Here is a 26270-nt window from a genome sequence, read left to right as displayed (position 1 = left end):
AATGCGTCAAGCGGGCGCCCCGTGAACGGCGCCTGCATGGCGCCAGATGGGTTGTCGACCGGAAACACCCACTGAGCCCGACGACTCCACTCCCAAGGACCCGCGATGCCGTCGATTTCACGCCTGCTCTCACACCTCATTCCCTGCTTCAGGCAGTCACCGCCGCAGACGCCACCCGGCCGGCCGCGCCCTTCCGACGACGGCCCGGTGACGCTGTCCGATCGGCTCGCCCCGTTGAAGGAGGAATGGCCTGCGGCCGATTGCGCGGCCAGCGCCAGGATGAAAACGCTGAACCAGAGGACGGCCATGCCCACCGCGACTCAACAGCTGCTGCACGCGATGCATCTTCACCTGGCGCTGAGAGCAACGGTGAGACGCGGCGGGAGCGATTCCGGCCCGCCACCACCCGACCTGACTCGAGCCATCACGCAGGCTGCCACCGCGCTGACCCAGACCGAACGCCGGGCGTTGCAGCCCCATCTTGCGGAGCCGCAAGGATGGCTGGAATGGTCGAGATCCCAGCTGCTGCGCCGAGGCGAGAAGGCCGCGGTCGCGCGGAAACAGGGCGTCCTTGTCGAGACCGATGCCCAGCGCCTGCTGCAGTCGTTACGAGACGCCTTGAGGTCGCCCGCCCCGCGTGACGGGACGAGGATTTCCGCGAAAGCCGCGCAGATCGACGATCCGGAGGACGTGCATCAACAGCTTCGGAAAGCAGCGGCGGAGATCCGCACCTCCGGACATTGGACTGGAGCGGGGGGCGACCTGGCGCCGCATCTGGTCACGACCATGCCGGGATGGCCCGAAGGCCTCTCACTGCGAATCGAGGACAAGGCGGGGATACGGGCCCCGATGGAATTCGGTCAATTGGCGCCGGGCCGGACGCCCGTCACGGTCCAGATCGACCATGTCCGCCACCACTATTCGCCGATCGTCGATGGACGACCGCGCGACGTGCCGGCGAAGGGAGACTGCTTCTACGAATCGGTCCTTCGGGCGATGCGAGTGGAAGACCAGCGCGCGCTCTTCAAAGGCATGCGCTTCCAGAAAGGCGCCGGCATGGGCGATCTGATCCGGGCCATGCGTCGCCAGGTGGCGGATGAACTCGAACGCCAGATCGAGCGTCCGGGCGGTCCACCGGATGAACTGTGCGCACAGGTGATCGCCCGGTGGGAGCGGGCGGATGTCCGCGCGCTTCCGGAGCGGCGCGCATCCCACGGATTGACCCAGGGATTCAGATCGGCAATGCGATCAGGTCGTGGCCCTCGACACCCACGATGCGGGCGCGGGTGAACTCGCCGACGCGCAGTTGCTTGCTGGCCTTTTCGGGCGGCAGCAGGCGCACGGTGCCGTCGATCTCCGGTGCGTCCGCGTACGAGCGGCCGACGCCGCCCTTGCGGCCGAGCGCCGGCGCGGAGTCGACCAGCACCTGCATCGTCGCGCCGATGCGGCGTTGCAGCTTGGCGATGGAGACTTCCTCGGCCACGGCCATGAAGCGCGCGCGGCGTTCCTCGCGGACCTCGTCCGGCAGCGCGCCGTCGAGCGCATTCGCCGGCGCGCCTTCGATTGGCGAATAGGCGAAGCAGCCGGCGCGGTCGATCTGCGCCTCGCGCATGAAGTCGAGCAGGTACTGGAACTCCGCCTCGGTCTCGCCGGGGAAGCCGGCGATGAAGGTCGAGCGGATCACGAGCTCGGGGCAGATCTCGCGCCAGCGCAGGATGCGCTCGAGGTTCTTCTCGCCGTTGGCGGGGCGCTTCATGCGCTTCTGCACGTCGGGGTGCGCGTGCTGGAACGGCACGTCCAGATACGGGAGGATGAGGCCCTCGGCCATCATCGGCACGATCTCGTCGACGTGCGGGTAAGGGTAGACGTAGTGCAGGCGGACCCACGCGCCGTAGGGCTTGGCGATCTCGCCGAGCTGGGCCACGAGGTCGAACATGCGCGTCTTGACCGGCTTGCCGTCCCAGAAGCCGGTGCGGTACTTGATGTCGACGCCGTAGGCGCTGGTGTCCTGGCTGATGACCAGCAGCTCCTTGACGCCGGACTCGAACAGCGCCTTGGCTTCGGACAGCACGTCGCCGATCGGGCGCGAGACCAGGTCGCCGCGCATGCTCGGGATGATGCAGAAGCTGCAGCGGTGGTTGCAGCCTTCGGAGATCTTCAGGTAGGCGTAGTGCTTGGGCGTCAGCTTGATGCCGGCGATGCCGCGGGCCTCGGGCACGAGGTCGATGAACGGGTCGTGCGGCTTGGGGACGTGGGTGTGGACGGCGTCCATCACTTCCTGCGTCGCATGCGGACCGGTCACGGCGAGCACGCTCGGGTGGATCTCGCGGACCATGTTGTCGGAGCTCGCGCCGGCCTTCGCGCCGAGGCAGCCGGTGACGATGACCTTGCCGTTCTCGGCCAGCGCCTCGCCGATGGTGTCCAGCGATTCCTTGACGGCATCGTCGATGAAGCCGCAGGTGTTGACGATCACGAGGTCAGCGCCGGCGAAGGTCTTGGACGTCTCGTAGCCCTCGGCGCGGAGCTGCGTCAGGATCAGCTCGGAATCGGTCAGCGCCTTCGGGCAGCCGAGGCTGACGAAACCGATCTTGGGCGCCTGGCTGCCGGTGGGGCTGCCAGTCTTCGCGGCGGCGGTGGGGTCGTAAGTCGTTGATTCCATTTGGGTTCCGCCGGGCGATCTGGCTGATGGGCTGGGGCGGCATTGTAAGCGAGGCGCTACTTTCCAGACAGGGGCCGGTTCTTTGCGCCCCGCCCGCCACCGTGGACGAGTGCCGCTGCACGCGCCCGGCCATGGCCCCGGTCCGCCGCGTGCCGGCCCTGCCGGTCGCTGCGTGGATACTCGCGCTCCGGTCTCTCCTCACGTCCGCCTCGATGTCCGACCCTTCCTCGCGCTCCGAGCTCCTGCCCCTGATCGGCGACCGTGCCTCGGTGGAAATCGCCGCGCTGGTGATTCCACCGGCCGTGATCGCGAGCACGCAGGCGGGACCGGCCAGTGGGGCGTGGACGTGGGCGTGGGCCTGGGCGACCGCCTGTGCGCTGGGCTCGATCGGCGTCGCCGTCGCGCGCCGCCGCTTCCGGCGCGAGGCCGCGCTCATGAAGCCCGACGACTTCGTGACGCGCTGGTCGCGACCGCTGGAGCGCTTCGCGCTCGCCTCCGGTCTGCTGTGGGGTCTGCTGCCCTGGGTCGCCGCCACCGACGGTGTCTTCGAACACGCGGTCTTCCTGTACCTCCTGCTCGCCGACACGACGGCATCGATGGCGGCCTTCGCGGCCGCGGACCTCCCGTTCTTCGCCCGCTTCCTCTGTCCCGCGTGGGCGATGGCGGCGGTGGCGGTGCCGTTTGCCTTCCCCGCGCAATGGACGATCGTCCTGCCGCTGTGCCTGCTCTTTCCGTGGCTCGTGTGGCGATACGCACGGACGTCCAACGGCCTCCTCGTCCAGCAGTCCCAGCTCAAGCGCCAGAGCGAGTCCCTCGCGCTCGCGCACAAGGAGGCACGCGATGTCGCGAACGCCGCGTCGCGCGAGAAAAGCCTGTTCCTGGCCACCGCCTCGCACGACCTGCGCCAACCGCTCTACGCGCTGACGTTGACCGCGCAGGCCGCGCTCCAGCGCAACCAGGATCCGTCGCTGCGGCCGCTGCTGGTCGACATCGCCCAGGCCGCCGGCCACGTCAACGATCTGCTGAACTCGCTGCTCGATGTCTCCGTGCTGGACAGCCGCAGCGCCGAGCTCGCGCTCCAGCCATTGGCGCCGGCGCCACTGCTGTCGGAACTGCATGAGCGCTTCCAGCCGGAGGCGCAGGCGCGCGGCCTCGACTGGCGCATCCGGGGCCCGGAGGCGCCCGCCTGGGTCATCGCCGAGCCGATGCTGCTGCGCCGCGCGCTCGCCAACCTGTTGCACAACGCCTTGCGCTACACGCCCGAAGGCGGCGTGCTGCTCGCGGTACGGCGCCGCGGCGGGAACTGGGCCATCGAGGTCTGGGACACCGGCATCGGCATGGCCGCGGCCAGGCGCGAGGCGCTGTTCTCCGAATTCCGTCGCGGCGACGACGCCGCGCAGGTCAGCGGCGACGGCCGGGGCCTGGGCCTGTCCGTCGTGCGCGATTGCGTGCAACGGATGCAGGCGTCGATCGACTGGCACTCCACGCCGGGGCGGGGTTCCTGCTTCCGCATCACCTTGCGCGGCGCGGCCGTCCCGACAACGCCGGTGAAACGCGCGCCCATGGCGCCGCATGCGTTCGAGCCGCTCATGGGCCGCGTGCTCGTGGTCGACGACGACCTCGGCGTGACGCGCGGCCTCGTCCATCTGCTGGGCGAATGGGGCCTCGATTGCCGCGTCGCCGGTGACGCCGCCCAGGCGCATGCGGCCCTTGATGCGGGCTTCGAGCCCGATGTCGTGATGAGCGACCTGCGGCTGCGGCACGACGACGGCGGCTACGCGCTGCTGCAGGACCTGCTGGACCGGCTCCCGCTCGCGCGCGGCCTGGTGGTCACCGGCGAGCTCGACCTGCCCGACCTGCGCCGCGCCGAAGCCGATGGCCACCTCGTGCTGCGCAAGCCGGTGCAACCGGGGCCTCTGCACGCGGTGCTGCGGTCGATGCTCCCGTCGCGGGGGCGGTCGTCACCAGGCTGATCGAGCACCCGTGGCATGCGCGTTGCCGGCACAGAGCGATGAAGGAGAGCATCCCCATGCACCTCGAAGGCTCCTGCCACTGCGGCCGCATCCGCTTCTCGGTCGACTCGACCGAGCCGTATCCGTTCATGCGCTGCTACTGCACGATCTGCCGCAAGACGGCCGGCACGGGCGGCTACGCGATCAACATCGGCGCCGACCACCGCACGTTCAAGCTGATCAAGGGCCAGCGCGACCTGCGGGTCTATCGCGCCCTCCTCGACGGCAAGGAAAGCAGCGGCCAGCGCCACTTCTGCGGACATTGCGGCACCGCGCTCTGGATGTACGACGACAACTGGCCGGACCTGATCCATCCGCACGCCAGCGCGATCGATACGCCGCTGCCGGAGCCTCCGGAGAACGTGCACGGCCTGCTGGACTCCAAGGCGTCCTGGGTGAAGGTCGAAGGCCAACCGGGCGATGCCCGCTTCGGGCACTTCCCCGACGAATCCCTGGCCGACTGGCACCGGCGGCACGGCTTCTAGGGCAGCGCTTGTGCCGATCACCGGCGAGCGTTGCCGGCCCCCTCGACCCGGGGGACCGCGGCGCCGGATCCTCACGCGCCGCGCATTCGGTCACGGCGACGCGGACGCCACCCGCCGACGATGCAGGACCGGCTGACTAGCATCGCGCCCATGTCGAACACACGCCCCGCCCCGCTCCTGGACGTCGCGCCGCGCACGCGCGCGCAGCCCTTCGCCTGGATGAATCGGCGACCCGTGCTGGCGGCGCTCGCCCTGATCGCGGCGATCGTGCTGCTGGCGGTGTGGACGGGGCAGGACCCCTACGCCGATCGCGACGACTGCCTGGCGCGGCAAGGCACGCCGGTGGTCGTGAACGCAGCCCTGCATCAGACCGAGTGCCGCATCGTCGGCGAAGGCGCCGACGACGGGCTCAAGCGCTGAAGGTGCCGAACGCGCCGCTCACTTCTTCGGCGGCGGCGGCGGGAAGCCCGGCATGCCGGGAACGCTCGGGAAGATGTTCCCGGCGCTCTGGAACTGCTCCTGCATCTGCAGGAACAGGTTCTTGGACTGCTCGAGATAGTTGCCCATCAGGCCCTGCATCATCGGCGCCTGACCGCTCATGAACTGCGACCACAGCTGCGGATCGAAGCCCCCGCCCTTGCTCGGGTCGGCGAAGCGGCTCTGCAGCTCGGTGACGGCCTGCAGGTTCTTCTCGAGGTAGGCCCCCATCAGGCCCTGCATCGCATGGCCGTAGAAGCGGATGATCTGCGCCAGCAGCGGCGTCGAGAACATCGGCATCCCGCCCATCTCTTCCTCCAGGATGATCTGCAGCAGGATGGAACGGGTCAGCTCATCGCCCGACTTCGCGTCGCGGACCTCGAAGTCCTCGCCGCCGAGCACCATCTTCTTGACGTCCGCCAAGGTGATGTAGCTGCTGGTCTGCGTGTCGTACAGCCGCCGGTTGGGGTACTTCTTCAGCACCCGCGGCCCCTTGGGGTGCGCGGGGTCCTCGCTGCCGGTTGCGGTCTTGCCGCGTCGGGCCGTCGCCATGCTGTCTCCTCTGAGGGTCTTCAACCCATTCTAGGAGGCGCCCGGCAAGCGGCCCGCCGGGTGATTTCCCTTGCTGTGCGGGAGGCGGATGGGGCTGCCGTCGATGAGCCGCCAGTCTCCCGCCAGCTCCGTCCGGCTCAGTCCGGCTTGACGTTGCCGTCCTTGATCACCTTCGCCCACTTGGCCTGCTCGGCCTTCTGGAATTCGAGGAACTGCGCCGGCGTGTTGGGCGTGTACTCCAGGCCCAGCGATTCCATCTTGGCCTTCACCTCGGGCAGCGCGACGATCTTCTGCACTTCGGCATTGAGCTTGGCCACGATGGGCGCCGGGGTGCCCGCCGGGAAGTACAGCGCCTGCCAGCTCGAGACGTCGAAGCCCGGCACGCCGGATTCGGCCAGGGTCGGCACATCGGGCAACTGCGCGCTCCGCTTGGCCGAGGTCACCGCCAGCGCCTTCACCTTGCCGCCCTTGATCTGAGGCAGGGCCACGGTCACCGTCTCGAAGCTCATCGGCACCTGGCCGCCCATCACGTCCTGGATGGCCGGCGCACTGCCCTTGTAGGGCACGTGCGTCAGGTCCGCGCCGGTCATCAGTCGGAACACCTCGCCCGAGAGATGCTGCGACGTGCCCTGCCCCGCCGACGCGAAGGTGATGTCGCCGGGCTTGGCCTTCGCGGCGGCGATGATGTCCTTCACCGTCTTGGCCTGCGAGCCGGGCCCGATCAGCAGCACGTTGGAGATCTTGCCCAGCAGGATCACCGGCGCGAAATCGCGATCGGCCTTGTACGGCATCTTGGGCAGCAGCGAAGGATTGATCGCATGCGTCGCGATCGTGCCCAGCAGCAGCGTGTAGCCGTCCGGCGCGGCCTTGGCGACGCTGTCGGCACCCAGCACTCCGCCGGCGCCGGCCTTGTTGTCGACCACGATGGTCTGCTTGAGCGAGACCTGCAGCCGAGCCGCGATCTCGCGCGCCAGCACGTCGGACGTGCCGCCCGGCGCGAAGGGGACGATCAGCTTGACCGGCTGGGCCGGCCAGTTGCCGGTATCGGCGGCCTGCGCCGCCGTCATCGCCGCCATGCCCAGCACCACCGTCGCCGCCGCAGCGGCCAGGGCGCGCACGCGACCCCGCATCACCGAATTCATGTCGCTTGTCTCCATCCATGACGGCACGCAGCCCTCGCCGTGATCGACTCGGTACCGATACCATCTTCTTGATGAGAGGAATGGTATCGGTACCATCCATCGCGTCAAGATCGTGTTGATGAGGGATTTCACCCGGTCAGTGGCCGTTCATGCGCTGGCCCGCTGGACGAGTTCGAAACCGATGTCGACGGTGCGGCGATCGACCGTTCCGCCGGCCCGGTCGAGTATGAAACGCGCCGCCTGCCGGCCGATGGCGAAGCCGTCGATGCGCACCGTGGTCAGTGCCGGTTCGAGGTCCCGCGCCAGCGCCAGATCGCCGAAGCCGACGATCGCGAGGTCGTCGGGGATGCGCAGGCCGCGCGCCTGCGCCTCGATCACGACGCCCAGCGCCAGCGAGTCCGAGCTGCAGAACACCGCGTCGACGCCGTCCGGATGCGCCAGCAGTTCAGCCAGGCCACGGCGGCCGCTGCCCAGCGTGGTCGGCGTGGCGACGGTGGCCACGGGCACGTCGGCGATGCCGAGCGCCCCGGCCTGATCCTGGAAGGCGCGGAAACGCCGCATCGCGCGCTCGTCGCTGCCCGCCACGCCGGCCAGGCGGCGGTAGCCGCGTGCATGCAGATAGGACGCGACCTGCCGGCCCACCTCGACATGGGAGAAGCCGACCAGCATGTCGATCGGATCGGCGCTCTGGTCCCAGGTCTCGACGACGGGGACGCCGGAGGCGCGCAGCCGGGTGCGCGCCTGCTCGGAATGGCTGGTGCCGGTGAGCACCAGGCCGTCGGGCCGCCGGCCGATCATCGCGTCGAGCCAGGCTTCCTCGCGCGCGTTGTCGTAGCCGGTCTGGCCGAGCAGCACCTGGTAGCCGGCCTCGAACAGCGCCTCGGTGAGGCTCTGCACGGTGTCGAGGAACACCGGCCCGGCGATCGTCGGCACGGCGACGCCCACCATGCGGCTCTTCATCGACGACAGCGCGCCGGCGAGCAGGTTGGGGACGTAGCCGGTCTTGCGCACCGCCTCGGACACCCGTTCGCGGACCTCGGGCGACACCTGCGCGGGGGTGTTGATCGCGCGGGACGCGGTGATCGGCGCCACGCCCGCGAGCTGCGCCACGTCGCGCAGCGTGACGGCGCCACTGCCCTTGCGGCGGCGGGGACGGGGGAAGGTCTCGATGTCGGACATATGGCGGCTGATTATGGCGGTCGGGCGCAGGCGCGCCGGCGGACGATCGCGCGTCCGGCGTGTTCAGCGACGCCCCTCGTAGGCCATCACGACGTTGCGCCCCGCGCCCTCGATCCCGTCGCGGCGCGAGGTCACGAATATCAGCTGATTGACGTTGGCCGTCGCCCAGGCGATCGCACGCGGATGATCGAGCGACGGCGAAACGAGCCGCAGCCGCAGCGCCTCGTCGGCGACGGCTTCGCTGATCGACAGGCGCTCGAAGCTGCGGAGAAAACCGCGCGTCGGCGCCAGCAGTTCAGGCGGGCAGCGCGCCATCACCGCGAGCCAGGTGAGCACGCTGATCGAGCGGTGCGTGCAGGCGTCCAGCGCCCGCGCCGCCGTCGGCACGCCGTTCAGGTAGTCGAGCAGCACGTCTTCGTCGATGACGGCATTCATCGCCGGGGACTCCGCCGGGGCGCGTCGTCGTTGGATCTGCCCGGCCGGCCCGCCCCGCCCGCCTCGCCCGCCGGGTCGACGGAGGCGCCGCGCGAGGCCCACAAGCCGAAGGCCTCCGGGGTCACGTCGGCGTGGCCGTCCGCAAAGGCGACCAACGCGCGTCGCACGGCTTCGGCGCGGGAGATGCCCATCAGCTTGCACAGACGGTCGATCTCGACGAGCTGCGCGGCCGGGATGTCGACGATGGTGCGGGTCATGCGGGCCTCCGGGTTCTACGCTGAGGGTTCTACGCTGAGGGTTCTGCGCTGAGGGTTCTGCGCTGACGCGTGCCGCGCCCGGCTCAGCGCGCGAGGAAGTCGGGCTGGCGGAACTTCTCTTCGAGGAAGTGCCCGTTGGCGATCAGCGCCTGCGCGTCCTGGCGGGCGACGTTGGCGACAATCTCGCGCATCTGGGTCTCCAGCAGCGACAGCTGTTCCGCGAGCAGTTGCCGCGCCGTCTTTCCGTCCTTCAGCGCATGGCTGACGCGGAAGGCCGGCGGCAGCGCGACGTAGTTCGCCAGCGTCTCCGGCAGATAGCGCAGCACCGTCTGGCGGACGGTGAACAGATCCTCGTTGTGCAGGCCGGTCGCGCGCAGCCGCGGCAGCACCTCGGCGACGGCGTCGCGGATCGCGGCCAGACGGGGCTTCACGTCCTCGGGCAGGTGCGGTGAGGCGTGCGCGATGACCTCGTCCAGGCGCTGCATCGTCTGTTCGAAGCTCAGGCTGTCCTCGATCGCGCGTTCGAGCTCGGGCTGGCGGCGACCCAGCAGCAGACCCGCGACGTACAGGCCCGCCGTGATCGCGAGCCAGCCGCGGTCGATCACGCCGGCGAACAGCAGCGCCGGTCCGACCAGCGCCAGCGCGCAGCCCAGGATGTTGCCGCTGCCGTAGAGGAACAGCAGCGCCCGCAGCTTCAGCGATCTCGATGCGGCCATGGCGGCGTTCCCGGCGCGCTCACTGATAGCCGCGGATCTCGCGGAAGACCTGCGCCAGGCGCGAATGGCGTCCGTCGAATTCCCGCCCGCCGGTCATCTGCGCGATCTGCTTCATCTCGTCGACGTTGCCCTCCCCGAACAGGATCGGGAACACGCGCGCCGGCGCGCCCTGCCCGTAGCGCGAGCGGAAGGCGGCGAACGACATCCCGCTGTTGCTCTCGCCGTCGGTCAGCAGCGCGATGCTGACGAAGCGGTCCGGGTGCTCGCGCGATTCCCGCGCGGCCAGTTCCAGCGCGGCCGACAGCGCCGAATACACGGCGGTGCCGCCGCGCGGCCGCAGCTCGTCGGCGACGCTGGTCAGCCGCGCCCGCGCGGCATCGATGTCGCCGGCGTCGAAGGGCACCAGCACCGGATCGCTCACCCGGTCGTCGAACGGGATGAGGATCACCCGCTCTCGGCCCTGGAAAGCGCTGAGTCGCGCGCTGGTCGTCGCCTGCGACGCGCCGCTGAGCACCTTGAGCGCTTCGCGCATCAGCTCGATGCGCTCGCCCTTCATCGAACCGCTGATGTCCAGCACGAAGATCGATGTCGACGGCTTGCGCCAGGTCGACTGGTAGGCGGTCAGCACCGCGTCGATGACCTCGAGCCGGTTCGGGAATGAGAGCTCCGCGATCGCCGCCGTCGGCAGCGCCGCCGCGGTCGCGACCTGGGGATTCGCGGGCCGCAGGAAGGCGGGGCCCAGCGCGTCGCGCTGGAAATCCACCGCCTTCAACGCGGCGACCAGCTTGTTGTACGGCTCGCGCTGCGCTTCGCGCAACAGCATCAGCGGATAGTCGGCCGAGATCATCCCGTCCCGCGGATAGACCAGCGTCAGACGCTGGTCCTGGGCCAGCTTTTCGTTGGCACGCAGGATCACGGCCTCGTAGTTCACCATCGCGTCGATGGCAGCCGGGTCCTTCGTGAAGGCGTCGGCCAGCCAGCCGGAGCTGCCCGCGGTCAGCCGCTGGCCGGACAGGAAGGCGGTGATGACCTTGGCGTCGACATCGGACGCGGCCATGTCCTCGGTCTTGCCCGACGACGCGGCGGCCACCGCGAAGAGCGCGCTCATGCCCGAGTTCGAACTCGCCGCATTGGTCATCGCGTAGCGCAGCCTGCCGGTGCTGGCGGCCTTGGCGATGTCGGCCCAGGTCGGCGCGCGCTGGCTCCAGCCGAGTTCGGCCACCTTGGCCGCCTTCACGCCCAGCGCGATGCGCGAGTAGAAGAGCTTCTCGCGCGCCAGCGGCGGCGTCTGGAGCGCCAGCGACGGGTAGGCGCCGTTGGGCGGCAGGATCGCGTCGAAGCGCTCGCCGGCGTTGATCCGCTCGACGATGTCGAGCGTGCCGGCGTAGCTCATGCGCACGGACAAGCCCGCCGATCGTCCAGCCGCGACGATCGCCGGCTCCAGGTCCTTGACCTCGGAGCCCGCGAGCACGGTGAACGCGGCCTCCGCATTGCCCGCCTCCGCCGTCCTGGCCGGCGGCGCGTCGGACTCACGCCTGCCGCAGCCGCCGAGCACCAGCGCCATCGACAGCAGCGCGAGGGAGCACCATCCCATCGCAGTGCGGCGCGCGACGCTCACAGCGACACCTCTCCCGACGCCTGCAGCGCCGCGGCGGATTCCTGACGCCGCACCCGGTCCAGGTAGGTCCTGCTCTTGGCGACCTCGTCGGACAGCGTGTCCACGGTCGTCTGCATCGACGCCAGCGCCTTCGTCTTGAAGTCGGCGATGGTGTCCATCGTCTGGTGGATGTTGGTGAAGGCCAGCTGCAGCTTCGCGATCTCGATCGTGCTGGACGCGGCCTGCTGATGGATCGCGGCGCTCTGGTCGCGCAGCATCTCGCTGGTGCCGGCGATGAGCTGGCCGGTAGTGGTGTTCAGCGCGGCGATCTGATCCAGCACCAGCTTCTGGTTGTTGAGCGCCTGGGCGACGATGACCGCGGTGCGCAGCGCCGACACGGTCGTCGTCGTCGCGCGGTCGACGCCCTTGACCAGCTCCAGGTTGTTCTTGCGGATCAGGTCGAGCGCCAGATAACCCTGGATGTTCACCGCCTGCTGCGTCAGCAGGTCCGTCACCTTCTGGCGGGTGTAGAACAGCATCTCCTCGCGGACGACGCGCGCCTTCTCGCCGTCCGAGTGTTCGAGCTCGCGCGCCTTCGCCTCGAGCTGGCCGTCGAGCGTCCGGCCGATGTGGATGTACTTCTCCAGCCGTTCCATCAGCGTCCAGAGGTTGACCTTCTCCTGCTCGATCGCCGCGTTGTCGCGCAGCAGCTCGTCCTTGCCGCCCTTGAGCGCCTCGATGATGCCGTTCAGGTGCGACTGCGAGGACTGGTAGCGGTCGAAGTAGTCGGCCAGCCTGTTGCCCAGCGGGATGAAGCCGAGCAGCTTGCGCGCCGAGAACAGGTCGCCCTGGCGCGACGGGTCGAGGTCCTCGACGGTGCGGCGCAGGTCGACCAGCGATTGCCCGATCTGCGCGCCCTGGTCCAGGAGGCCGCTCTTCAACGATCCGACGGGCCGGTCGAGCATCCGGTTGGACGCGGCGGACGCGGCCTCGATGTCCTTGCTGCCCATCGCGTGGATGCGTTCGACGGCCTGCTTGAAGGTCGGATGCTGGCTGTCGTGCGTCGTGATGTCGTCGATGAACTGGCGGACCTGGCCGTCGAGCTCGGCGACCTCCTCCGGCTTGAGCTTCACCTTGCCGCCGGCGGTCTCGACAGGCACGACCTGCACCGGCGCGGGCGGCTCCAGCGTGAAGGCCTGCGGGGGCTGGAGTTCGTCGAGTGCGACATTGCCGGTCGAGTTCGGGACGGGCGTCGGGGTCTGCGATGCGGTCATGTGGTCCTCCTCGGGATGAAGCGTCACTTGAACCGGGCCTCGATGCCCTGGATCATGCGTTCGAGCCATTCATGGCTGGGCGGGTCGACGACGTCGACGAGCACCGGCGGCACCTTGACGCCGCGCAGGGCCCAGGTCTCCGGGCCCTTCACGTCGCCGCCGGTGCGGAAGCCGTATTCATGCGCGAGCTCGCGCAGCTTGGGGTCGGTGTCGAGTGCCTCGCCCAGGCGGGCGCCCTTCTCGTTGTAGGGCACCAGCACATGCTTCGAGTACACGGTCGGACGCGGGTAGAGCACGACCATGTCGCCCTTGAGCCGATCCGGATTGCGCAGCCAGAACTCGACCATCTGCGACTCGTAGGCCGCGAGCAGCGGCGCCTTGCCCATGCCGAGCGCGAGGTAGTCCTCGAACGGGCCGGCGGAGCTCTGCTCCTGGAAGCCCTGGCGCAGGAACAGCGGGGCGACGAGCGGGAGGACCTTGTCGACTTCCTCCTGGCTCTGGACGATCTGCTGCTGGTTGGCGAGATAGCTCGCCAGCGCGAGGTACATCGCCGCGGAGTTGGAGGTGCGCACATCGGTGGAGTTCACCAGCACCGCCTTGCCGGTGGCGAAGGCCTCGCTCTTCTTGAGGTCGCGCCAGCGGGCGTTCTGCTCGATCAGCGTCATCAGCCGCTGGAGATCGACGATGTAATAGAAGTCGCCCTCGCGCTGCGCGATGCCGTTGGCGACGAGGATCTCGGCGATCGGCTTCCAGCTGGCGAAGACGACCGGCGTATAGAACGGCGTGTAGACGTTGGCGGCCTTGGCGGCCACTTTCAGCTGCTGGCCCGCGGGGGCGCCGGACGGGAAGCCGAAGTCGTACTTCGACGCGTCGACGCGGTTGGCGATGGCACGGGACCCGGCCTTCTCGACCGTGACCGTGAGTCCTCGGGCAGCCAGCGCCTGCTGGACGCGGGGGTCGTTGAAGAAGGCTTCCTTCTCGGAGCCGATGAGACCGCGGAGCGTGACCTGTCGGTCCCGCACCTGCTGCGCGGTGACGGCGGCGACCTTGTCCTGGCCGAGCCGCGCGTTGGAGTACCAGACGCCGCCGCCGACCGCGGCGAGCAGGGCGATCGCCAGCACGGGGGCGACCAGTTTGCGAATGTCCAAGGTGACGAGCCCCTGAAGGCGCGTGGAAGGGTCACGCTGCGGCGGACGATATCGCCGGGTGATGACGGAAATGTGTCACACGACTGTCACGAGCGCGGGAGTCCGCGGCGTCCGGCAGGCGCTCGCCGCTGGTCTACCCGACAAGTGGAAAGCACAAAGCAGAACGCCCGCTAAGAAGCGGGCGTTCTGCCGAGGTGTCCCGAAGGACGTCCTACCGTCTGGTAGGCGCGATTGGATTCGAACCAACGACCCCCACCATGTCAAGGTGGTGCTCTAACCAACTGAGCTACGCGCCTGAAAAACTCGGCCAGTGGTGGTCAATCCACTGGTCCGTAAACAGAATCGCCCGCCGTTTGAAGCGGGCGACCTGTCGAGGTGTCCCGAAGGACTTGCCTACCAATTCTGGTAGGCGCGATTGGATTCGAACCAACGACCCCCACCATGTCAAGGTGGTGCTCTAACCAACTGAGCTACGCGCCTGAAGAGCCTCGCAGTATATGCCGGATTTTGAGGTCCGTCCAGGAAGTCGCCCGAAAAAGAACGTCAGACGCACGACGGTCTCAACGATGAACTGAGCGATGAACTCAGCGACGTCGCGCGCTCCGGATGCCCGAGACCTGCGACAGCGCCACCAGCGTCTGCTGCAGGCGCTGCGCATCGCTCACCTCGACGGTGAAATTCATCCGCGACAGGTCGCTGCGCGCGGGCTTGCCCTTGCCGCTCTGCTGGTTCACCGAGACCACGTTGAGCTTGTCCTTCGCGAACAGCTCCAGCACGTCCCGCAGCAGCCCCGGCCGGTCCGTGGCCTCGACGACCAGGTCCACCGGATACATCGCGCCCTTGCCCGCCCGGTCGGGCGCGGGCTCGCCCCACGCGACCGCGATCACGCGCTCCGGCGCCGCCTGCGCCATCTGACGCAGGTTCGCGCAGTCGCAGCGATGGATCGCCACGCCCTTGCCGCGCGTCACATACCCCGTGATCTGATCCGGCGGCGCGGGCCGGCAGCAGCGCGCCAGGCTCGTCAGCAACGAGTCCACGCCCACCACCAGCACGCCGCCCTTGGGCGTGCGTCCTTCCCCGACCGCGCCTTTCGTGTGGCGCTGGACGAGCAGTTCCTCCTCGTCCGCCTCCGGCACCGGGGGACGCAGCAGCGTCTCGATGTTGCGCAGCGAGTACTCGTCCTTGCCGACGACCTCGAACAGCGCCTCCGCGCTCTTGAAGCCGAGCCGCCCCGCCAGATCGTCGAGCTTGATCGCCGTCTTGCCTTCGCGCTGCAGCAGCTTCTCGACCAGCTCGCGGCCCTTGGAGATCGTGTGCGTCTGCACCTGCGCGTTGAACCACGCGCGCACCTTGGCCTTGCTGCGCTGGCTCTGCAGATAACCGAGCTCCGCGTTCAGCCAGTCCATCGACGGGCCGCCCTCCTTGAGCGCGACGATCTCCACCGTCTGGCCGCTCTGCAGCGGCGTGTTCAGCGGCACCATCTGGCCGTCGACCTTCGCGCCGCGGCAGCGGTGCCCCAGGTCGGTGTGCACCGCATAGGCGAAGTCGATCGCGGTCGCGCCCGCGCAGAGCTCGACCACGTTGGCCTGCGGCGTGAACACGTAGATGCGGTCGTCGAAGTTCGAGTCGGTCTCGGCGACGTAGTCGCGTTCCCACGCCAGCAGTTGCCGCAGCACCGCCTTGCGGGCCTGCGCGACCTGCTCCTCGAACTCGCCCGCGGCGCTCACGCCGGCGTAGCCCTTGGTGCCCGCTTCCTTGTAGGCCCAGTGCGCGGCGACGCCGTGCTCCGCATGCTCGTGCATGGCACGCGTGCGGATCTGCACCTCCATCGGCCGGCCGTCCGCCGCGATCACCACCGTGTGCAGGGACTGATAGCCGTTGGGCTTCGGACGCGCGATGTAGTCGTCGAACTCGCCGTCCACCGGCAGGTAGCGCTCGTGCAATTGCGCCAGCACCGCGTAGCAGTCCGCGACCTCCGGCACGACGACGCGCAACGCGCGCAGGTCGAAGACGCGTTCCAGCGTCAGGCCCTTGCCGCGCATCTTCTTCCAGATGCTGTACAGGTGCTTGGGCCGGCCCTGCACCTGCGCGTCGATGCCATGCGCCTGCAGTTCGCGCTCGAGCGCGGCCCGCACCGTTTCCACCGATTGCTCGCGCTCGACGCGCTTCTCGTGCAGGCCCTTGGCGAGCTGGTGGTAGTGCTCGGGCTCCAGGAAGCGGAACGCCAGGTCCTCCAGTTCCCACTTGATCTGCCAGATGCCGAGCCGGTTGGCCAGCGGCGCGAAGACCTGCAGCGATTCCGCCGCCAGCTCGCGCGGGCACGGCGTCTTGCTGGCCGCGAACCAGCGCAGCGATTGCAGCCGCGACGCCAGCCGCAGCAGCACCACGCGCAGGTCGCGTGAGAACGCCAGCAGCATCTTGCGCACGAGCTCGGTCTGCTCCTGCCGGCGTTGCTCCTCGACGCGCGCCTCGCGCGCCGCGCGCTGGATCTGCACCAGCCGGCGCGTGTGCGCGACCAGGCTCGCATCGCTCTCGCCGAAGGCCTTGGCGACGATCTCTTCAGGCTTGTTCAGGTAATCGCCGGCGTACACCAGGTAGGAGGCCGCCTGCATGGACGGCGCCGCGCCGACGCCGGCCAGGATCGCCGCCACGCCGTCCGCGTGGTCGAGCGCCGGCTCCCCGGTGCCCAGCAGGTGATCGGCCAGCAGCGGCTCCGCGAACGCGCGGGCGCGTCGCACCGGGTCCGCCGTCTCCTCGGCGCGCGGCTGCGCCGCGGGCAACCGGTGAGGCAGGTCCCCGTCCAGCAGGGCCACGATGGGCGCCGCCTGGTCCTGCCGCAGCCCCAATTCCGTCTTCATTCGTCGTTCATCCGTGTCGTCGGGGGCGCGTGCGCCGCCGGGACGTCATCCGCGGTCGAGGAATTGCTCCACCACGCGGATCTGTTCTTCATGCACCAGCGTCGGCGCATGGCCGACTCCTGGGAACTCGTGCAGCTCGGCGCGCGGGCCGCGCTGCGTCATCAGCTCGGCGGTCGTGCGCGTCAGCAGGTCCGAATCGCCGCCGCGCAGCAGCAGCGTCGGACAGCGCACCGCGTCGTAGGCCGCCCAGAGCTGGGCCTCGCCGGCTTTCGCCAGCTCCGGCGTCAGTCCGGCCAGGCCCTGGCCGATGCGCGGGTCGTAATGCAGCCGGCAGCGATCGCCGTCCGGTTTGAACATCGCCCGCGACAGCGCCAGCCACTGGTCGTCCGTGTGCGGCCCGAAACCTTGCGAGATGCCGCGCAGGTAGTCCGCGCCCTGCTGGCAGTTCTCGAACTGCGGCGCCCGGCCGAGGTAGCTCGCGATGCGCTGCAAGGCGACGAACTCGATCGTCGGTCCCACGTCGTTGAGGATCAGCCGCTTGATCGGGCTGGCCGGCATCGCCGCCAGCGCCAGGCCGATCAGGCCGCCCATCGAGGTCCCCAGCCAGTCCACCTGCGCAGGACCCAGGCGCGCCAGCAGCGTGACCATGTCCGAGACATATTGAGGAAGCTGGTAGTTGCGAGGATCGCCCAGCCATTCCGACTCCCCGCGACCGACGACGTCGGGGCAGATCACCCGGAAACGGTCGCTCAGGCGTCGCGCGATCACGTCGAAGTCGCGGCCCTGCCGCGACAGCCCGTGCACACACACCAGCACCCGCGGGTTGTCGGCCTGCCCCACTCCCAATACGCGACCCGGTGAAGGCCACAAGGGCTCAGCGCCTGGACTTTTTTCAACAAGGGTTCAGACATCGCTCGTATCCTTTGTCCCCATCCTAACAACCCTGAAGAGGACGCGGCATGTTGAAAGGCAAGACGGCGCTGGTCACCGGCTCCACGAGCGGCATCGGATTGGGGATTGCCCTGACCCTCGCCGAGCAGGGCGCGAACATCGTGCTCAACGGCTTCGGCGACCACGCGGGTCCGAAAGGACAGGTGGAGGCGCTCGGCGTGAAGGTCGGGTATCACGGCGCCGACATGAGCAAACCCGCCGAGATCGAGGCCATGATGGCCTACATCGACCAGGAATTCGGAGGCTGCGACATCCTGGTGAACAACGCCGGCATCCAGCACGTGGCCAATGTCGACGAGTTCCCGCCGGAGAAGTGGGACGCGATCATCGCGATCAACCTCAGCTCCGCCTTCCACACGATGCGCCTGGCGCTGCCCGGCATGAAGAAGAAGAACTGGGGCCGCGTCGTGAACATCGCGTCGACGCACGGGCTGGTGGCGTCGGCCGGCAAGTCGGCCTACGTGGCCGCCAAGCACGGCCTGGTCGGCCTGACGAAGTCGGCGGCGCTGGAGACCGCCCTCCTCCCCGTCACCGTGAACGCGATCTGCCCCGGCTGGGTGCTGACCCCGCTGGTGCAGAAGCAGATCGACGACCGTTCGGCCAGGGAGAAACTCGATCCCGCCGAGGCCAAACGTCAGCTGCTGGCCGAGAAGCAGCCCTCGCTGCAGTTCACGACGCCTGAGGAACTCGGCGCGCTGACCGTGTTCCTGTGTTCGGACGCCGCGATCAACGTGCGCGGCCAGGCCTGGGCCATGGACGGCGGCTGGACCGCGCAGTGAGCCTCACTTCGTCATCAGCACGTTGCCGTTGACGTTCACCGTGACGGTGGCCTTGCCGGATTCGACCGGCAGGGCTTCGTCGGCCGACGAGGCCATCGTCTTGAAGCGCGCCTGGGCCGCCATCATGACGGGCGCCGGCTGGTCGGCGTTCACGCTGACCTCGCCGATGCGGTAGCCCGAATAGCCGAACTGCTTCGCGTACAGGGCCGCCTTGGCCTTGTAGCTGGCGATCGCCTGCGCGACCACGTCGTCCTCGGCCTTCTCGCGCGCCTCGCGCGACAGCCCGTAGCTGACGTTGGCGATGGCCAGCGAGTTGATGCGGCCGCTCAGCTTGGAGATCGCGTCGATGTCGCGGCCCTGCACCAGCAGCTCGACGCTGCCCTGCCAGCCGGTGATCTGCGGCGCGGCGCTCGAGCTGCCCTTGGGCTGGCCGTAGCGCGGATAGACCGACAGGTTGCCCGCCTGCAGATCGACCTGCCCCGGCCTGGCGACCTTGCGCGCCTCGGTCAGCGCGGCCTCGAGCGCCTGCTTGAGCTCGTTCTGGACGGCGCCCGCCTCCTTGCCCTCGCGGGTGGTGGAGAAGCGCAGCTGCAACAGGTCGCGGGTCACTTCGGTGGTGGCCGAGGCATTCAGCGCGAGCACGTCGGTCCGGGCGGCCTGGGCCTGCGCCATCGCGGGCAGCACCGCCACCGCACCGGCGGCGATCAGGGTGCGGGCAAGGATCTTGGAGCTTCGGATCATTCGGGTTCCTACGGAGAGTCCAGGTGGGAACCAGCATAACGCGTGAGGAAAGCGTCACGGTTGACCACCACGGCGCGCCGTCCATCCGCCTTTTTGGGTCATTCATCGACCTCCGGTAGGGATATGGACAGCCCTGTTACAAAAGATGTAACCATCCGGTAAGGACTGATGCATCCCGCAAACAGGTCGAAAAACAGCCCTTACAGTCCCGCTGTTACAAATTCCGGAGTGGCCGCCATGCAAACCACAACCCGCCCCAACCGTGTCCTGGTCGTGGATGACGACGCCCGCATCCGCGACCTCCTTCGCCGCTATCTGGCCCAGGAGGGCTTCGAGGTCCTGCTGGCCGAAGACAGCAAGGCGCTCAACAAGCAGCTGACGCGCGAGACCGTGGACCTCATCGTCCTGGACCTGATGCTGCCCGGCGAGGACGGCCTGTCCATCTGCCGACGGCTGCGCGCCGCGGGCGACAGCACGCCCATCATCATGCTGACCGCCAAGGTCGAGGAAGTGGACCGGATCGTCGGCCTCGAAGTCGGCGCCGACGACTACCTGGCCAAGCCTTTCAACCCGCGCGAACTGCTGGCCCGCATCAACGCGGTGCTGCGCCGCCGTCCGCCGCCGGAAGCGCCGGGCGCGCCGTCCAAGGAACCGATGACGGTCCAGTTCGGCCCGTTCGAGTTCGACCTGGCGCTGCGCCGCCTGGCCAAGAACGGCGATCCGGTGCCGCTGACCACCGGCGAGTTCTCGATGCTGAAGGCGCTGGTGCGCCACCCGCGCCAGCCGCTGTCGCGCGACAAGCTGGCCATGCTGGCCCGCGGCCGCGAGTTCGAGCCCTTCGACCGCAGCCTGGACGTGCAGGTCTCGCGCCTGCGCAAGCTGCTGGAAGAAGATCCGGCGCAGCCGCGCTTCATCCAGACCGTGTGGGGGGTAGGCTACGTGTTCGTTCCGGACGAGGCGGCCTGATCCCGTGGCTCCCCCGCGTCTGGCGCTGAACCTGTTCTGGCGCACCTTCGCGCTGCTGGCGCTGCTGCTGGCGGCCGGTGTGCTGGCGTGGCAGCAGACCTTCAAGGCCCTGGAGGCCGAACCCAAGGCCCTCGAGGCGGCGCAGCAGCTGGCCGGCCTGGTCAACCTGTCGCGCGTGGCGCTGTCCAGCACCGACGCGATCAACCGCGTGGCGGTGGTCAAGTCGCTGGCGCGCAGCGAGGCTGTCTCCGTGGAAGTCGCCGAAGCGACCGACCGTTGGCTCCCCTACGAGAACTCGCCCTTCGCGCAGCGTCTGCGCAAGGAGCTGGTCTCGCGGCTCGGCCCGCAGACGGTGCTCGCAAGCGGCCTGAACGGCGTGCCGGGGTTGTGGGTGAGATTCGATGTCGGCCCGGACCAGTTCTGGCTGCAGACCAATCCGGCGCCGCTGCAGGCCAACATCTCCAGCAACTGGTGGTGGATCGCGATCGCGCTGGGCGCGTCGCTGCTGGGCGCCGCGGCCATCGCGCGGCTGATCAACCAGCCGCTGCGCGAGCTGTCGATCGCCGCGAGCCGCATCCGCGAAGGCGAGTACGACTCCCGCCTGGACGAAAGCACGCTGACCAGCGAGATCCGCGAGGTCAACATGGGCTTCAACCGGATGGCGCGCGAGCTGGCCAAGATGGAAGAGGACCGCAGCGTGATGCTGGCGGGCATCTCGCACGACCTGCGCACGCCGCTGGCGCGGCTGCGGCTGGAAGCGGAGATGAGCGTCAACGACGAGCAGGCGCGGACCTACATCGCGCAGGACATCGACCAGCTCGACGCGATCATCAACAAGTTCATGGACTACGCGCGGCCCAGCGAGCTGCAGCTGCAGGCGCTCAACCTGCGCGAGCTGGTGGAACGCGAGGCGCAGGGCTTCCGCGACCCGCAGCAGATCCAGATCAGCGTGCGGCTGTCCGCGGCGCTGCGCATCTGGACCGACCCGACCGAGCTGGGCCGCATCCTGCTGAACCTGTTCGAGAACGCGCGCCGCTACGGCCACCACGGCGACGAGCCGACGCGCGTCGAGGTGACGGCCGAGGCCGACAGCGCCTGGGTGCTGCTGACGGTGCGCGACCACGGGCCCGGCGTGCCGCCGGACAAGCTCGCGAAGCTGACGACGCCCTTCTACCGCGGCGACACGGCGCGCACGGCGGCGACCGGCGCGGGCCTGGGCCTGGCGATCGTCGAGAAGTCGGTGCAGCGCCTGGGCGCGCAACTGCGGCTCGCGAATGCCGACGACAGCGGCTTCGTCGCGCAACTGAGGCTCAAGCGCGCGAGCGTCTGACCGCGTCCAAGCGCGAGAGCGTCTGACCGCAGTCGGCATTCCCGCTCGCGCAGTCAACCTGCCTCTCTTGCTCCCTCTCCCGCTTGCGGGAGAGGGTGGGGTGAGGGCCAGCGGACTCGGCAGTCAGCAAGAAGGCTTCAGCACTTCCACCGCCGCTGGCCCTCACCCCTGCCCTCTCCCGCAGGCGGGAGAGGGAGTGCGACCGAGCGATTCAGTCGGAGCGGACAAGCAGGCAGACGGCGCGTGCCTCGATCGCCTTGAGTTCGCCGACGGGCCCCATCTTCTCGGCCGTCTTGGCCTTCACGTTGATCTGGCCGGGGTCGATGCCCAGCACTTCGGCGAGCCGCTGGCGCATCGCCGGGATATGCGGCGCCATCTTGGGCTGCTGCGCAATGATGGTGCCGTCGAGGTTGCCGATCACCCAGCCCAGGTCCTTCACGCGCCGGTAGGCCTCTTCGAGCAGCACCATCGAATCGGCGCCCTTGAACTCGGCGGCGGTGTCGGGGAACAGCTTGCCGATGTCGCCCAGCGCGGCCGCGCCGAGCAGCGCGTCGGTGATCGCGTGCGCGAGCGCGTCCGCGTCCGAGTGGCCCAGCAGGCCGTGCGTGTGCGGGACCGTGATGCCGCCGAGGATCAGCGGGCGGCCGGTGACGAGCTGGTGGGTGTCCCACCCCTCGCCGATGCGGAAATTCAGGACCATGAGGATGTGGCGTTGACTGCGGGGAACAAGCGGGGCGGCGGTCGAAAAAGCAGACGCGACGGAAGGAGTGGACGGGGCAGCGCTCAGTGCGGCAGCGCGTTCGTGACGACGAGCGGACCGTTGCGGGTGACGATCATCGTGTGCTCGAACTGCGCGGACAGGTTGCCCTTGACGCCGGAGAGGGTCCAGCCGTCGGCCTCCTCGTCGACCCAGCGGCTCTTGGTCGACAGGAAGGGCTCGATGGTGATGACCATGCCTTCGGTCAGCACGCGCGTGTCGTTCGCGTCGTAGTAGCCGGGGATGCTCTTGGGCTCCTCGTGCAGCGAGCGGCCGACGCCGTGGCTGCAGAGGTTCTCGATGATCTTGAACTTGTGCGCCTTGGCCACGCGTTCGATCGCGTGACCGATGCGGTTGATCTTCGCCCCGGGTCTCACTTCCTTCATCGCCTGCTCCAGCGCGTACTGCGCGGCGAAGACCAGCTGCGTCTTCGTCGGCGTCGTCGGCGGGACGATGCGCGTGCCGCCGGTGTCGCCGAAGTAGCCGTCCAGCTCGGCCGAGACGTCGACGTTGACGACGTCGCCCTTCTGGATCACGCGGTCGCCGGGGATGCCATGCGCGGCCTGCTCGTTGATCGAGATGCAGGTGGCGCCGGGGAAGTTGTACATCACGCGCGGCGCGGACTTCGCGCCGAATTCCGTCAGCCAGCGCTCGCCCATCTGGTCGAGCTCGAGCGTGGTCATGCCGGGCCGGATCGCGTCCAGCATGCGGCGCAGCACGGTGGCGACGGCTTCGCCGGCGGCCTTCAGGCCCTGGATATCGTCATCGGATTCGACAGTCATGCGCGGCTCCTGAGCAGGCGTTCGGCCAACGCGAAGTCGGCGGGATAGGTGACCTTGAAGTTTTCCATGGAAGCTTCGACCAGACGCGGCGAATGGCCCAGCGCCTCGACGGCGCTGGCCTCGTCGGTGATGCCTTCCATCGGGCCGGCCAGCGCGGGCATCAGCAGGCCGAGGCGGAACATCTGCGGCGTCTGCGCGGCCCACTTGCCGCGGCGGTCGACGGTGGCGGCGACGCGCGTCGACGGCGCCGCGCCGGGATCGGTGCCCGGGCTCGCGACCACCGCGTCCTTGAGCGTGTCGGCCACGGGCAACGCCAGCAGGCCGCCGACCTCGTCGTCGTCGCAGGCGTCGATCAGCGCATCGACCCATTCGGGGCGGAGCAGGCAACGGGCGGCGTCGTGGACGAGCACCCAGTCGTGCGGCTGGGCACCGCGTTCGCGCAAGGCCTGCAGGCCGGCGGCGACGGTGTCGGCGCGTGTCGCGCCGCCGGTCCTTGCGATCCAGCCGTGCTCGCCTTCGAAGCCAGGGACGGCGGATTCGAACTGGTCGTCGTCGGGTGAGAGCACTACCAGCGTGGCCTCGACCCGCGCGACGGCGCCGAGCGCCGCCAGCGTGTGCGCGATCAGGGCGCGGCCGGCGAGCGGGACGTACTGCTTGGGGCGGTCGGCGCCGGAGCGACTGCCGACGCCCGCGGCCGGCACCAGCGCGAAGCAGCGCGGCGTCAGGCCGATGGGAAAGGAACTCATGGGGTCGATTGTAGGGAGCGCCTTGTAGGGAGCGCCAACCTCGGCATGAACTCCCTCTCCCGCACCGCGGGAGAGGGCGGGGGGTGAGGGCCAGCGGCGGTGGAAGTGCGGCCCGATGCGGGGACGCCGATTCGATCGGCGAAAATCCCGTCACCTGCCCTCACCTCTTCCGAATGCCGTGTTCGCCATCGCCGACATCCACCGCCGCCTGACCGCGCTCGGCGCCAACGAGGCGCACGCGGGACGCGTGCTGCGGCACTGGGTCCAGGCCCGGCCGCTGACCGAGGGCCGGCGCCAGCTGGTGCACTACCTGCCGCTGGCGGTCCGCGACGCGCTGCCGGCGCTGATGGACGAACTGCACGGGCTGGCGACGCTGGTCGAGCGGCATCCGGGCGAGGACGGCTCCGCGCGACTGCTGGTGCGGCTGCAGGACGGCCAGACGGTCGAGAGCGTGCTGCTGCCGCGCGACGGCCTGTGCGTGTCGAGCCAGGTCGGCTGTGCCGTGGGTTGCCGCTTCTGCATGACCGGCAAGGACGGGCTGCTGCGGCAGGTCACCAGCGCCGAGATCGTCGCGCAGGTGGCGCTGGCGCGTCGCGAGCGGGCGGTGAAGAAGGTCGTGTTCATGGGCATGGGCGAGCCGTCCCACAACCTGGAGGCCGTCATGGAAGCGATCGAGCTGCTCGGGCTCGAAGGCAACATCGGCCACAAGCACCTGGTGTTCTCGACGGTCGGCGACCTGCGCGCGTTCGAGCGGCTCGCCTCAGGTCCCGTGAAGCCGGCACTGGCCCTGTCGCTGCACACGACCAAGCCCGACCTGCGCCGCGAGCTGCTGCCGCGCGCGCCGCGGCTCACGCCGCGCGAGCTGGTCGAGGCTGGCGAGCGCTACGCCCGCCAGACCGGCTATCCGATCCAGTACCAGTGGACGCTGCTGGCGGGCATCAACGACGGCGAGGACGAGCTCGACGGCATCGTCGACCTGCTCAAGGGCCGGTACGGCGTGCTGAACATGATCCCGTACAACAGCGTGCCCGAGCTGCCCTACGTGCGGCCCGACTGGGACAAGGCGCGCGACATCGCCCGCCGGCTGCATCAGCGCGGCGTGCTGACGAAGCTGCGCGACTCCGCCGGGCAGGATGTGGACGGCGGCTGCGGGCAGTTGCGGGCGCGCAGCCTCGATGTCCAGCCGACGTCGATGCGCGAGGCCCGTCGGTCGATTCCCATCGCCTCGGCGAACTGAGCATCAGCGCGCCTCGACGCGCATCACATCAACGCGCCTCGCTCACAACGCATAAGCGACGCTCATCCACAGCTGCGGCATCCGCGCCTTCGGCGCCGACACCGACCTCCGATGCATCGCCGTGCCGAGGCGCCATCCCGCCGTGCCGTCTGCGCTCCAGGGCCCGTGCTGCCAGCGCAAGCCGACGCCCGCACCGGCGAGCGTGCGACCTGGGGGCAAGACGCGCGCGCGGGCGCTCGTCTCCCACGGCGTGTGGCTGAACTTCACCCGCCCGGCATCGACGAACCCGAACGGCTCCAGGGCCTTCCACCGGTATCGCAGCTCCATCTGCGCCAGGACACCGTGGTCGCCCGAAGCCTCGCCCAGTGGCCACGCCCGCACGCCGTGCGCGCCGCCCAGCGGAAACTTCCTCGAGGCATCCAGGTTCTTGTCCGCAATCTGCCCGCTCCCACGCAGCAGCAGTCCCCACGCGGTCCACTGCTTGAGCCATGCCAGGTCGCTCGACAACAGCAGGTATTCACCCGCTGAGCGCGCGCTCGCGGCATCCGTCGCCACCGCCGCATCGCGCAGGCGCACGTCGCCGACCTCCATCCACACACCGCCCCAGGCAGCACTGCCCGGCGACGGAACCATCGCCGCCTGCAAGCCAGTCGTCACCGCCACCGCCCGTCGCGGATCGGTGAACGCCATCGCCTTGCGCGCGTTCGACGAGTTGGACGCGTTGGACGTGGCGGATGCCTTGGACGTTGCGGATGCCTTGGACGTATTGCGCGCGTGGTCCATGCGCCGCAACTCCACGCCGATCTGCCAGCTCAGCCGCCCCGTCCCCGTCGTGGTCAGCGGCACGACCATCGCCGCCCCCACCGCGTCGACCTGCCCCTGCGCGCCGGACCGCGCGAACGCCCTGCCCAGCCCGTAGTGGTGATGGCTGGCCGCCACCGCTCCTCGCATGCCACGCGAGCCGAGCGGGAACTGATAGGCCGCGATGCCGTCCCAGCCCTTGGCGCCCGACCCCGCACCCGAGGTGATCGAGACACCTGACGGGCTCGACAACGCCCGCACCTGAGATCCTGTCGACAGCGACGCGGGTGATCCGGTCGGCGGCGACGAGGGCGTCGGGGTCTGACCGAGGACCGGCGCCACGCCCGTCAGACAGGCGAGGCCAACCGCCACGGACAGCGCGTGCCGCC

General features: G+C 69.4%; 25 protein-coding genes and 2 tRNA genes. 8 read left to right on the top strand and 19 right to left on the bottom strand.

What is annotated here, in order from left to right:
• The first annotated feature begins 105 nt into the window (after positions 1 to 105).
• On the top strand, positions 106 to 1290 hold the full coding sequence (locus AC1VNM_RS01125) for a hypothetical protein (RefSeq protein WP_483105573.1): 1185 nt from the start codon (positions 106 to 108) through the stop codon (positions 1288 to 1290).
• On the opposite strand, the gene rimO is transcribed toward AC1VNM_RS01125, so the two are convergent.
• The gene (rimO, locus tag AC1VNM_RS01120; RefSeq protein WP_377156513.1) at positions 1232 to 2659 is read right to left on the bottom strand and encodes a 30S ribosomal protein S12 methylthiotransferase RimO; all 1428 of its coding nucleotides are present in this window, start codon (positions 2657 to 2659) and stop codon (positions 1232 to 1234) included. The genes AC1VNM_RS01125 and rimO overlap by 59 nt on opposite strands.
• Positions 2660 to 2871: 212 nt before the next feature.
• Between rimO and AC1VNM_RS01115 the strand changes: the two genes are divergently transcribed.
• The 3 genes from AC1VNM_RS01115 (at position 2872) to AC1VNM_RS01105 (ending at position 5576) form a co-directional block, all read left to right on the top strand.
• Positions 2872 to 4632, top strand: a complete 1761-nt coding sequence (locus AC1VNM_RS01115) for a sensor histidine kinase (RefSeq protein WP_483105572.1) — start codon at positions 2872 to 2874, stop codon at positions 4630 to 4632.
• A 56-nt stretch (positions 4633 to 4688) separates the two neighbouring features.
• Complete coding sequence (locus AC1VNM_RS01110; protein ID WP_377156516.1) at positions 4689 to 5156, top strand: GFA family protein; 468 nt, start codon at positions 4689 to 4691, stop codon at positions 5154 to 5156.
• A gap of 150 nt (positions 5157 to 5306) precedes the next feature.
• Positions 5307 to 5576, top strand: coding sequence for a hypothetical protein (locus AC1VNM_RS01105; RefSeq protein ID WP_483105571.1), 270 nt, complete (start codon positions 5307 to 5309; stop codon positions 5574 to 5576).
• A gap of 18 nt (positions 5577 to 5594) precedes the next feature.
• Here the strand turns inward: AC1VNM_RS01105 and phaR are convergent, their stop codons facing one another.
• From phaR to AC1VNM_RS01040, 13 genes are all read right to left on the bottom strand, one after another.
• Entirely contained in the window at positions 5595 to 6185 is a 591-nt protein-coding gene (gene phaR / locus AC1VNM_RS01100; protein WP_377156519.1) for a polyhydroxyalkanoate synthesis repressor PhaR, read from the bottom strand.
• 137 nt (positions 6186 to 6322) lie between these two features.
• Positions 6323 to 7327 carry a tripartite tricarboxylate transporter substrate binding protein gene (locus AC1VNM_RS01095; protein ID WP_483105570.1) on the bottom strand — a complete coding sequence of 335 codons (1005 nt, stop codon included), beginning with the start codon at positions 7325 to 7327 and terminating at the stop codon, positions 6323 to 6325.
• Positions 7328 to 7474: 147 nt separating this feature from the next.
• Positions 7475 to 8506, bottom strand: coding sequence for a LacI family DNA-binding transcriptional regulator (locus AC1VNM_RS01090; RefSeq protein WP_377156522.1), 1032 nt, complete (start codon positions 8504 to 8506; stop codon positions 7475 to 7477).
• Between the two features lie 63 nt (positions 8507 to 8569).
• On the bottom strand, positions 8570 to 8941 hold the full coding sequence (locus AC1VNM_RS01085; protein ID WP_483105569.1) for a PIN domain-containing protein: 372 nt from the start codon (positions 8939 to 8941) through the stop codon (positions 8570 to 8572).
• On the bottom strand, positions 8938 to 9198 hold the full coding sequence (locus tag AC1VNM_RS01080) for a hypothetical protein (RefSeq protein WP_483105568.1): 261 nt from the start codon (positions 9196 to 9198) through the stop codon (positions 8938 to 8940). The genes AC1VNM_RS01085 and AC1VNM_RS01080 overlap by 4 nt, the downstream gene beginning before the upstream one ends.
• Positions 9199 to 9281: 83 nt before the next feature.
• Entirely contained in the window at positions 9282 to 9914 is a 633-nt protein-coding gene (locus tag AC1VNM_RS01075) for a hypothetical protein (protein ID WP_377156527.1), read from the bottom strand.
• Positions 9915 to 9933: 19 nt separating this feature from the next.
• Positions 9934 to 11508 (bottom strand): vWA domain-containing protein, encoded by a 1575-nt coding sequence (locus AC1VNM_RS01070; RefSeq protein ID WP_483105567.1) that lies wholly within the window; start codon positions 11506 to 11508, stop codon positions 9934 to 9936.
• 20 nt (positions 11509 to 11528) lie between these two features.
• A complete protein-coding gene (locus AC1VNM_RS01065; protein WP_483105566.1) occupies positions 11529 to 12785 on the bottom strand; it encodes a toxic anion resistance protein in 1257 nt (418 codons plus the stop codon).
• 23 nt (positions 12786 to 12808) lie between these two features.
• Entirely contained in the window at positions 12809 to 13933 is a 1125-nt protein-coding gene (locus AC1VNM_RS01060) for a hypothetical protein (protein ID WP_483105565.1), read from the bottom strand.
• 219 nt (positions 13934 to 14152) lie between these two features.
• A tRNA-Val gene (locus AC1VNM_RS01055) sits at positions 14153 to 14229 on the bottom strand.
• 107 nt (positions 14230 to 14336) lie between these two features.
• Positions 14337 to 14413: transfer RNA gene (locus AC1VNM_RS01050), tRNA-Val, on the bottom strand.
• Positions 14414 to 14517: 104 nt separating this feature from the next.
• Positions 14518 to 16791, bottom strand: a complete 2274-nt coding sequence (locus tag AC1VNM_RS01045; protein ID WP_483105564.1) for a RelA/SpoT family protein — start codon at positions 16789 to 16791, stop codon at positions 14518 to 14520.
• Positions 16792 to 16836: 45 nt separating this feature from the next.
• Positions 16837 to 17631, bottom strand: a complete 795-nt coding sequence (locus AC1VNM_RS01040; protein WP_483105563.1) for an alpha/beta fold hydrolase — start codon at positions 17629 to 17631, stop codon at positions 16837 to 16839.
• Positions 17632 to 17750: 119 nt separating this feature from the next.
• On the opposite strand from AC1VNM_RS01040, the gene AC1VNM_RS01035 reads away from it, so the two are divergent.
• A complete protein-coding gene (locus tag AC1VNM_RS01035; RefSeq protein WP_483105562.1) occupies positions 17751 to 18521 on the top strand; it encodes a 3-hydroxybutyrate dehydrogenase in 771 nt (256 codons plus the stop codon).
• A 3-nt stretch (positions 18522 to 18524) separates the two neighbouring features.
• Here AC1VNM_RS01035 and AC1VNM_RS01030 read toward each other — a convergent pair whose 3' ends face one another.
• Complete coding sequence (locus tag AC1VNM_RS01030; RefSeq protein ID WP_483105561.1) at positions 18525 to 19262, bottom strand: SIMPL domain-containing protein; 738 nt, start codon at positions 19260 to 19262, stop codon at positions 18525 to 18527.
• Positions 19263 to 19499: 237 nt separating this feature from the next.
• Here AC1VNM_RS01030 and ompR point away from each other — a divergent pair, with 237 nt between their 5' ends.
• Together ompR and AC1VNM_RS01020 are read left to right on the top strand one after the other, a co-directional pair.
• Positions 19500 to 20228 (top strand): osmolarity response regulator transcription factor OmpR, encoded by a 729-nt coding sequence (gene ompR, locus AC1VNM_RS01025; protein ID WP_067269272.1) that lies wholly within the window; start codon positions 19500 to 19502, stop codon positions 20226 to 20228.
• Positions 20229 to 20232: 4 nt separating this feature from the next.
• Positions 20233 to 21558 (top strand): ATP-binding protein, encoded by a 1326-nt coding sequence (locus AC1VNM_RS01020; RefSeq protein WP_331613380.1) that lies wholly within the window; start codon positions 20233 to 20235, stop codon positions 21556 to 21558.
• A 211-nt stretch (positions 21559 to 21769) separates the two neighbouring features.
• Here AC1VNM_RS01020 and ispF read toward each other — a convergent pair whose 3' ends face one another.
• The 3 genes from ispF to ispD all read right to left on the bottom strand — a co-directional run bounded on the left by ispF (position 21770) and on the right by ispD (position 23843).
• A complete protein-coding gene (gene ispF / locus AC1VNM_RS01015) occupies positions 21770 to 22258 on the bottom strand; it encodes a 2-C-methyl-D-erythritol 2,4-cyclodiphosphate synthase (protein WP_483105560.1) in 489 nt (162 codons plus the stop codon).
• 83 nt (positions 22259 to 22341) lie between these two features.
• Positions 22342 to 23097, bottom strand: a complete 756-nt coding sequence (gene map, locus AC1VNM_RS01010; protein WP_431102376.1) for a type I methionyl aminopeptidase — start codon at positions 23095 to 23097, stop codon at positions 22342 to 22344.
• Positions 23094 to 23843 carry a 2-C-methyl-D-erythritol 4-phosphate cytidylyltransferase gene (gene ispD, locus AC1VNM_RS01005; protein WP_431102375.1) on the bottom strand — a complete coding sequence of 250 codons (750 nt, stop codon included), beginning with the start codon at positions 23841 to 23843 and terminating at the stop codon, positions 23094 to 23096. Before ispD ends, map begins: the two co-directional genes overlap by 4 nt.
• A 178-nt stretch (positions 23844 to 24021) precedes the next feature.
• Between ispD and AC1VNM_RS01000 the strand changes: the two genes are divergently transcribed.
• Positions 24022 to 25080, top strand: a complete 1059-nt coding sequence (locus AC1VNM_RS01000) for an RNA methyltransferase (protein WP_483105559.1) — start codon at positions 24022 to 24024, stop codon at positions 25078 to 25080.
• 42 nt (positions 25081 to 25122) lie between these two features.
• On the opposite strand, the gene AC1VNM_RS00995 is transcribed toward AC1VNM_RS01000, so the two are convergent.
• Positions 25123 to 26253: a ShlB/FhaC/HecB family hemolysin secretion/activation protein gene (locus AC1VNM_RS00995; protein ID WP_483105558.1), complete on the bottom strand. Its 1131-nt coding sequence runs from the start codon at positions 26251 to 26253 to the stop codon at positions 25123 to 25125.
• Between the last annotated feature and the right edge of the window lie 17 nt (positions 26254 to 26270).

This window comes from Mitsuaria sp. MSU3D, assembly GCF_056867975.1.
This window is presented reverse-complemented; position numbering and strand designations above follow the sequence as displayed.

Coding starts and splice junctions, on each gene's coding strand:
- AC1VNM_RS01125 (WP_483105573.1), top strand. CDS start 106: ATGCCGTCGATTTCACGCCTGCTCTCACACCTCATTCCCTGCTTCAGG.
- rimO (WP_377156513.1), bottom strand. CDS start 2,659: ATGGAATCAACGACTTACGACCCCACCGCCGCCGCGAAGACTGGCAGC.
- AC1VNM_RS01115 (WP_483105572.1), top strand. CDS start 2,872: ATGTCCGACCCTTCCTCGCGCTCCGAGCTCCTGCCCCTGATCGGCGAC.
- AC1VNM_RS01110 (WP_377156516.1), top strand. CDS start 4,689: ATGCACCTCGAAGGCTCCTGCCACTGCGGCCGCATCCGCTTCTCGGTC.
- AC1VNM_RS01105 (WP_483105571.1), top strand. CDS start 5,307: ATGTCGAACACACGCCCCGCCCCGCTCCTGGACGTCGCGCCGCGCACG.
- phaR (WP_377156519.1), bottom strand. CDS start 6,185: ATGGCGACGGCCCGACGCGGCAAGACCGCAACCGGCAGCGAGGACCCC.
- AC1VNM_RS01095 (WP_483105570.1), bottom strand. CDS start 7,327: ATGAATTCGGTGATGCGGGGTCGCGTGCGCGCCCTGGCCGCTGCGGCG.
- AC1VNM_RS01090 (WP_377156522.1), bottom strand. CDS start 8,506: ATGTCCGACATCGAGACCTTCCCCCGTCCCCGCCGCCGCAAGGGCAGT.
- AC1VNM_RS01085 (WP_483105569.1), bottom strand. CDS start 8,941: ATGAATGCCGTCATCGACGAAGACGTGCTGCTCGACTACCTGAACGGC.
- AC1VNM_RS01080 (WP_483105568.1), bottom strand. CDS start 9,198: ATGACCCGCACCATCGTCGACATCCCGGCCGCGCAGCTCGTCGAGATC.
- AC1VNM_RS01075 (WP_377156527.1), bottom strand. CDS start 9,914: ATGGCCGCATCGAGATCGCTGAAGCTGCGGGCGCTGCTGTTCCTCTAC.
- AC1VNM_RS01070 (WP_483105567.1), bottom strand. CDS start 11,508: ATGGGATGGTGCTCCCTCGCGCTGCTGTCGATGGCGCTGGTGCTCGGC.
- AC1VNM_RS01065 (WP_483105566.1), bottom strand. CDS start 12,785: ATGACCGCATCGCAGACCCCGACGCCCGTCCCGAACTCGACCGGCAAT.
- AC1VNM_RS01045 (WP_483105564.1), bottom strand. CDS start 16,791: ATGAAGACGGAATTGGGGCTGCGGCAGGACCAGGCGGCGCCCATCGTG.
- AC1VNM_RS01035 (WP_483105562.1), top strand. CDS start 17,751: ATGTTGAAAGGCAAGACGGCGCTGGTCACCGGCTCCACGAGCGGCATC.
- AC1VNM_RS01030 (WP_483105561.1), bottom strand. CDS start 19,262: ATGATCCGAAGCTCCAAGATCCTTGCCCGCACCCTGATCGCCGCCGGT.
- ompR (WP_067269272.1), top strand. CDS start 19,500: ATGCAAACCACAACCCGCCCCAACCGTGTCCTGGTCGTGGATGACGAC.
- ispF (WP_483105560.1), bottom strand. CDS start 22,258: ATGGTCCTGAATTTCCGCATCGGCGAGGGGTGGGACACCCACCAGCTC.
- map (WP_431102376.1), bottom strand. CDS start 23,097: ATGACTGTCGAATCCGATGACGATATCCAGGGCCTGAAGGCCGCCGGC.
- ispD (WP_431102375.1), bottom strand. CDS start 23,843: ATGAGTTCCTTTCCCATCGGCCTGACGCCGCGCTGCTTCGCGCTGGTG.